We start from the raw sequence: 7,442 nt of genomic DNA on the forward strand, positions 1-7,442 counted from the left end.
TCAGTTTGCCTAGGCAATTTACTATAACATATTACGACGTGTGTGATTTGTTCAATGCTTCGTTTATTTTTATAAGGTGATTTGATTTTGTACTCTTCTGGGAGCTACTCTTTATCCCGCCCCATCTTCAATACCTCATAAAACGTCCCTCTCCCAAGCCCATCCGACGGTAATTCCCGCTCTTGAACCAATACCTTCAGCTTCCGAAGTATCCGATCCGAAGCCGGTTTATCAGACGTCCCATAACGCCCGTCAGTCTCCTCAACCAGAAGCTGAACCAGCAGCCAGCAGAGTCGGGCAGTATTCTCCCGCGCCTTATCGCGCTTATGCATTCCACGCAGGGAAGGTTGTGCTGAAGCAGTGAGGTCCGGTAGCGCTTCATCACCGAGCGTTTTCAGCCACTTGCGTCCACGGCTGTTACGCGACAGTTTCATCACCGCCTTCAGGCTGCGAGCCTTAATTTCTGGCGGCGTGAGTTCGTCATCAATAAGCCGCCAGGCCAGCGCGAACATTTCATCGGCATAGAACATGCGTTTATTCGCCGGGGCACTGACCATGCCAGTGGCTTTGATGGTGCGGCTGATGGCGTCGTGCAGGATACGATAATTCTCTTGATGTTCTTCCGGCAGGGCGTTTGCTGGTTGGGAAGCATCGAGGCCGAGAAGCAGAAGCGCGAGATGCCGCGCTTCCAGCAGCGGCATATCACATTCTCGTTCAAAAAGATTCTGACGAATGGGACTGGTCACATTATTCTCCTTCCACGATTTGCAGCGGTTCTTCTGCACCGAGCAGCGCCTGCCGTCTGGCAGCATCAACGTAGTTTCCCCACCACTGCATCAGCGGTCGCCTTTGTTCCAGGTAGTCGCTGCGGTTGTAGGCCGCTTCGATCTCGTCTTCTTTCTGGTGTGCCAGCGCAGACTCCAGAACTTCACGGGGAAAATGACCTGCTCCCGCCGTTCTGGCGATGCTGCGCATGCCGTGGGCGACCAGCTCACCGCCGAACCCCATACGGATAAGCGCGGCGTTCGCGGTCTGCTGGTGCATATGCTCCAGCGGTTTGCGAATGCTGGGGAAGACCCACGGGCGATGGCGGCTGACGGGCTCCATTATCTGAAGAACGCGCAGCGCCTGTTTGCTGAGCGGCACCGTGTGTGAACGGTTCATCTTCATAAAGGTCTCGGGGATGCGCCATTCCGCTTTTTTCATATCGATGTCGCACCAGCGGGCGCTAACGGCTTCGCCGGGGCGAACCCAGGTCAGTAGCTCCCATTCGATCAGGCAGCGGGTTTCCTTGCGGATTGAGGCGTTCTGTAGTGCCAGCATTAGCCTGCCCAGTTCGCTGGGGTGAAGGGCGGGCATGTTCTGCTTTTTCGGTTTCTTAAAGCGGGCAACCAGGTTGTCAGCCGGATTGAACTCGATGAGCTCTTCGGAGATGGCAAAGCGGAAGATTTCATTGAGCCGTGAGATGACCCGCCGCAACGTTTCGAGGATGCCTTGTTCTTCCAGTGGTGTGAGGTGTTCCTTGAGCATTTTGGGGCGGATCTCAGTGACGGGCGTGTTACCCAGAGAAGGGAAGACGTGCATCTCCAGCGAGCGCCAGACATCTTTGGCGTGGTCTTCGCTAAGATCGCTGGTCCGTTTTTTCTCTTTGAGCCACTGTTCCGCAACTTTTTCCAGCGTGCATTCATTCTGGATGCGTTTTTCTTCGGCTATTCCTGCTAAGTGTTGACGGGGATCGATGCCCTGCCAGAGCAGTCGTCTGTACTTCGTGCGAGTTTCGCGAGCCATGGCCAGTGTAACGACCGGGTAAGGGCCAAGGCTGGTTTTGGTGCGCTTTTTGGTGACGGGATGATAATACTCGAAATGCCAGGCCTTCCTCCCTGAAGTCTTAACCAGCAAGTACAGGCCTTCACCGTCCCGTAGCTCATAGTCCGTGCTACGGGGCTTCGCGCCAGCGATCCCCACATTTGTTAAGGGTTTCAGTTGCTTAGGCATGTTTTAGCACCACGCTTTTTTAGCCCCACGATACCGTGGTGCTAAACATGGTGCCAAAAGGTCAAGATTCATACAGAGATCATGACCACACATGCAACAAAAAAGCCTGCAACTCGTTGAAGTTACAGGCTTTTTTAAGGTTCATGATGCATCATGAATGAATGTTTGGTGGAGCTGGCGGGAGTTGAACCCGCGTCCGAAATTCCTACATCCTCGGTACTACATGCTTAGTCAGTCTTTACATTCGCACGCCAGCTGCGGACAGACACGCCACTAACGAACTAGCCTGATTAGTTTTAGCACTTCAGCCCCAGGCAGGACATCCGCGCGATCTCTTTTGGGTTTGACCTCTCTTGATCCCCGTCTTAAGAGCGGAAGCTAGGGAGAGAGGGCTCTTAGCAGGTTATTAAGCTGCTAAAGCGTAGTTTTCGTCGTTTGCGACTATTTTTTTGCGGCTTTTTACGAGGCCAACCGCCCCTCGGCATGCACCTTGGGTTTCGCAAATCCCGTCGAATCCAGAATCAGCCCCAATGTGTTAGAGCAAGTATAACAGACTTGTGACATGCGTGACCAGCCCCTGCAACCCCTTATCCTCAACGATTTACCGTTCGCGTAGCGCTTCTTTTGCACGGTTAAACGGTTTGATTAAATAGTCAACGATGGTTTTTTCACCTGTTTTTATATCCACTGTGGCAATCATACCCGGAACGATAGAGAAATGACGCCCCAGTTTATTCTGCAAATAGTCCTGATGGGTGCGGATAAATACGCGGTAGTAAAAGATTTCCGGCTTCACTTTGTCCTGAATGGTGTCCGGGGAGATAGTTTCGACCACGCCTTCCAGCCCGCCGTAGATGGCGTAGTCATAGGCGGTGATCTTCACCAGCGCTCGCTGCCCGGGGTGAATAAAAGCGATATCGCGCGGTGACAGGCGGGTTTCAATCAGCAGATGATCGTCCACCGGTACAATCTCCATCATCTCGCCGTTGGGAGGGATCACGCCGCCAATGGTGGTGACCTGAATGTTTTTCACGATGCCGCGCATCGGGGCTCGGACGGTCAGGCGGGTGACGGAATCCTCGCGTCCTTTCAAAATGGCCGCCAGCATATCCACTTCGGCGTTGGCTTTCGACAGCGCTTCCCGTGCCTGTACGAAATATTGCGAGCGAAGGTCGGTGATTTTCAGCCCGAGGTCACTTTTTTGCCGCTGCAGGCGCAGTACTTCAACATGGCTGGCGGCACCGCTTTTCTCCAGCCGTTGGGTGATCGCCAGCTCTTTGTTCACTGATACCAGCGCATCCTGCAGTTCTACCATCGAGTCAGCAAGCTGAGCCCGACGGCTTTTATACAACCGGGTCTCGGAGGCGATAAGGTCCGGCCAAGCTTTCAGCGCATCGGGAAACGTCAGCACCAGATCGTTGACTTCGGCGTTGAGCCGCGCGCTGGAGGCCAGCGAGGCGCGGTAGCGGGCGGCGCTTTCACCGACGTTGGATTCCGAGCGGGTTGGGTCGAGGCGGGCCACGACTTGATTGGCCTGCACTTTGTCCCCTTCGCGCACAGTCAGTTCAGCGAGGATCCCGCCGTCAAGCGACTGCAACACCTGTTCGCGAGAGCTGGGGATCACTTTGCCGTTGCCGGTGGAGACTTCATCCAACTTGCCGAAGTATGCCCAGATGCCGAGGATGGCAAACAACAATGTGCTGAGCAGGATAATGCGGCTGGCCCCGGAAAAGCGCTGTTCGCGGCGGATATCGAGGTCGTCCATGGCGGCATCATGCGGATTGGTTTTCATTTTTCCACTCCCGACCGTGAGGTTGTGCAGGTGCCCGACTCGCGTTCAGCGCTTGTGCTTTCGGGGCATCCATTACCAACTGACCTTCTTTTAACACCACCACGCGATCGACCAGTTCCAGTACCGGCACGCGATGGGTGGCGACAATCAGCGTGCGGTTGCCGAGCCACTGATTCAATCGCTGGATAAACTCCCGCTCGGTATGTTCATCCAGTGAGGCGCTTGGTTCGTCGAGCAGCACAATATTGGGCGAACGCAGTAGCATTCTCGCCAGCAGAATGGACTGCCTCTGTCCGCCGGAGAGGCCGTTGCCGCCTTCCATAATCGGGTGGCCCAGCCCTTTGGCGAGCTGTTTAACAAAGGTGGCTGCGCCGCAGACCTCCAGCGCGTCGAATATCTGTGTATCGCTGGCATGCGGTGCGCCGAGAGTCAGGTTCTCACGCAGGGTGCCAAAAAAAAGTCGCGCATTTTGGCTGAGAAAGCCGATGTTCCTGCGTAAATCGGCCATATCAATTTGCGCCAGACTCAGGTTATCGAGCCGGACGTCGCCCTGAATAATCTCCACGCCGCCCGCCATGGCCTGCAGCAGAGTAGATTTCCCCGCACCGTTACGTCCGAGGATGGCGATGCGCTCCCCTGGCATAACCTCAAAGCGGGAGATGCGCAGCGGCACTCGCTGGTCGTCACTGTGGTAGCGAAAATGCGCGTTCTCAAACAGATAGTGCCCGCGAAAGATCTCCTGATGTACCCGATTCTCATCGTGCTGGGTTTCGGTGGGGAGCTGCATAATACTGTCCAGTCCCATCTTCGCCGCCTTGACCTGCTGCCAACGGGCAAGCACGCCGCACAGATTCGCCATTGGGGCGATCATTCTCGAACCGAGCATCGAGGCCGCCACAACCGCGCCGGTGGTCATTGTGCCTTCAATGACCATTGGCGCGCCGAACATAATAATGGCGGCGTATACCAGGCTTTGCACCGACATGCCCCAGCCAATCAGCCCCTGAGTTAGCTTGCGCGTACGCAGCCCGGACTCGCCGGTAATGCGGATGTAGCTGTTCCACTGCTGCAAAAAGCGGTTCTCCGCTTGCATCAGCTTGATGTCCTCGAGGCCCTGAACGCTCTCGACCAGTACCGCGTTACGCAGCGTGGACTCGTGCGCCGCCTGATTAGCGAGCACCGCCAGTTTTTTTTGTAGCAGCAGTCCTGGCAGGATCATCAGAATCGCGGCGACGGGCGCTATCCACGCCAGCGGCGGAGCGATGCAGGCCAGCACAACGATAAACAGAAAGAAAAAGGGCAGATCGACGATGGTCGACATGGTCGAGGAGGTGATCATCTCACGCACCTGCTCCAGCTCACGGAGCTGGGATATAAAGCTTCCGGTGGAGCGGGGGACGGCGCTGTTACGCAGGCGCAGGGCATGGCTGAAGACGCGATCGGAAATGCGCATATCTGCACGTTTGCCGAGTACATCCATGATATGGGTGCGCGCTTCGCGCAGTAAAAAGCCGAACAGCACCGCCACCAGCACCCCGGTCGAGAGGACATACAGTGTGGGATATGACTGGGCCGGGATCACCCGATCGTAAACCTGCATCGAGAAGATAATCCCGGCGAGCGACAGGACGTTAATCAGGAACGCGGCGATCATCACCGGCAGGTAAGGCCGGATGTCCTGCAACACCAGTTCGCGCATCCAGTCGGGCTTAAAGCGCGAAATATAGCGGTCAACCCGACTGTCTTTTAGCGCCGACAGCGGGCGTAGTGCGGTGATGGTGTGGATCTCCGGCAGCAGCTCCGCAAGCGCCAGCCGGTTGCGCTGGCCTTCTTCGGCGATGACAAACACATCCAGGGCATCTTCACCGTTGAAGTGCTCTATCACCATGATTTGGCCATCGCGCAGTTCCGCCACCACCGGTAAACGCCACTGGCTGAATACCTGCTTCGTGGTGTCCAGCGCATGAAATGACAGCCCCGCCTGACGTGCCAACTGCGTCAGGGCGAGGGTTTTGTTCTTTCCGTTAAACCACGGGGCATTGGCCTGTATCGCGCCGGGTGAGCAGGTGACGCGATAGTGGCTGGCAATGTGGGTAATGGCCTGCGCCCACTGGCTCAGGGCAGGTTCGCCAATCATCTCTTCAGCAACGGGATCGATGCGGCTCATAGCTGAATCTCCACCGACTGGATGCTGCGATTGTTGAGGGCGAACGCCTGGCGCAACGCACCGGTATTGTAGAGGCAGTTCAGCTGGAGTTGACGAAGCTGGCTTTGGGTTTGCAGTTCGGCAAAGCGGGCCTGATACACTTCCTGCTCGGCGTTGAGCACGTCGAGCAGTGGACGAGAACCGAGGTCCAGATATTGTTGCTGATACAGCTCGCGGGTTTGTTCACTCAGCCGCTGTTGACGGCGGAGGATCTGCAAAGCGGTGGCAAGGCTCATCGCCTGGCTGCGGGATTCGAGCAATTTCTGGCGCACGTCGAGTCGGGTACGCTGGATGGAATATTGCGCTGAATCTACCGCATGGCCAGCAGCGTTGCGGCGGGCGGTGAGTCCGCCTCCTTGATACAGCGGCATCTCTACTTTTACCCATGTGGAGTACTGCGTTTTGTCGAGCACCTCATGGCTGGGATATTTGTCATTGAGATAATGCTGCACGGAAGGTTCGAGCGAGATGGTCGGCGTCATCTGTGCGTTGGCGTAATCGAGATTTGCCTGCGCGACATTGGCCTGCGCCCAAGCCGCTAGCACCGCAGGAACTAGCCTGTCATCAGGTTTGGCTACGTCGCAACTGCTGTCCAGTTTCACCGGGAATTCGTTGCTGATGCCGTTGAGTGAATTCCAGCCAAGAAAGCTCATCAGCGTTGCCTTGCTACTGTCTAGATTCGCCTGATACTGCGCCAGCTGTGAACGGGCAGACTCGATACGCGCATCGGTTTGTACTACGTCAGAAAGCGACGTGGCCCCTTCATCGTTGCGTTGTCGGGTCAGCCTGCCAATGCCGTTTAGAGCGGAGAGTTGCGCTTCGGCGGCATCGACCATTTGTTGCCATGACTGAACCTGCACAATGGCGTTGGCGGTTTCGTGGGCGACGGTATCAATACTGAGTAATACGTTGGCCTGTTGCTGCGCAGCTCCCGCAGTTTCGGCGCGCACCTGGCTGGCGACTTTGCCAAAGTCATACAGCATTTGCGACACCGAGATCACTAGCGACGGGCTGAAACCATGATCGTTATAGGTATTGCTGTAGCCGTTGTTCATTCCGGCGGTGACCTGCGGATAATATTTCGATTTCGCCACGTCGATCTGCTCATTTTGTGAAAGCAGTTTACCGATGGATTCACGGATCGCAGGATGCCAGCTCACGGCGCGGCTTACCGCATCGTTCAGTGTCAGATTGCCGGGTGCGGCAGCGCTCAGCGGTAGATCGGCCACCGAGCCATCCAGTGAGGGGAGCATCTGGCTGGTCGCCAGCCCTTCCGGGGTGATGATTTGCGGTTCATCTTCGGCATTAACCCGTTCCGAACAGAGCGTTAATGCCAGCAGTAAAGCGACAGGGGTGACATTTCTCATCGTTTATCCCTTACAAAATACGGCCGTGAAGACTGTTATTGCCCCGAATGTCTTGGCATCCGGGGCTGTAGTTATAAAGTTT

5 protein-coding genes and 1 other RNA gene are annotated in these 7,442 nt (G+C 56.0%); all 6 read right to left on the bottom strand.

Going from position 1 to position 7,442, the window contains the following annotated elements; translation table 11 throughout:
• Positions 1–104: 104 nt before the first annotated feature.
• Positions 105–746, bottom strand: coding sequence for a hypothetical protein (locus E4Z61_RS22670; protein ID WP_135324679.1), 642 nt, complete (start codon positions 744–746; stop codon positions 105–107).
• Between the two features lies 1 nt (position 747).
• The gene (locus E4Z61_RS22675) at positions 748–1,995 is read right to left on the bottom strand and encodes an integrase domain-containing protein (protein ID WP_167817573.1); all 1,248 of its coding nucleotides are present in this window, start codon (positions 1,993–1,995) and stop codon (positions 748–750) included.
• A 166-nt stretch (positions 1,996–2,161) separates the two neighbouring features.
• Positions 2,162–2,524: a transfer-messenger RNA gene (ssrA, locus tag E4Z61_RS22680) on the bottom strand.
• Positions 2,525–2,596: 72 nt separating this feature from the next.
• Complete coding sequence (locus E4Z61_RS22685; protein WP_135324984.1) at positions 2,597–3,760, bottom strand: beta-barrel domain-containing protein; 1,164 nt, start codon at positions 3,758–3,760, stop codon at positions 2,597–2,599.
• Positions 3,761–3,767: 7 nt separating this feature from the next.
• On the bottom strand, positions 3,768–5,954 hold the full coding sequence (locus E4Z61_RS22690; RefSeq protein WP_135324680.1) for a type I secretion system permease/ATPase: 2,187 nt from the start codon (positions 5,952–5,954) through the stop codon (positions 3,768–3,770).
• Entirely contained in the window at positions 5,951–7,360 is a 1,410-nt protein-coding gene (locus E4Z61_RS22695; RefSeq protein WP_135324681.1) for a TolC family outer membrane protein, read from the bottom strand. The genes E4Z61_RS22690 and E4Z61_RS22695 overlap by 4 nt, the downstream gene beginning before the upstream one ends.
• Positions 7,361–7,442 lie beyond the last annotated feature (82 nt).

It is taken from the genome of Citrobacter tructae, from assembly GCF_004684345.1.
Lineage (GTDB): Bacteria > Pseudomonadota > Gammaproteobacteria > Enterobacterales > Enterobacteriaceae > Citrobacter > Citrobacter tructae.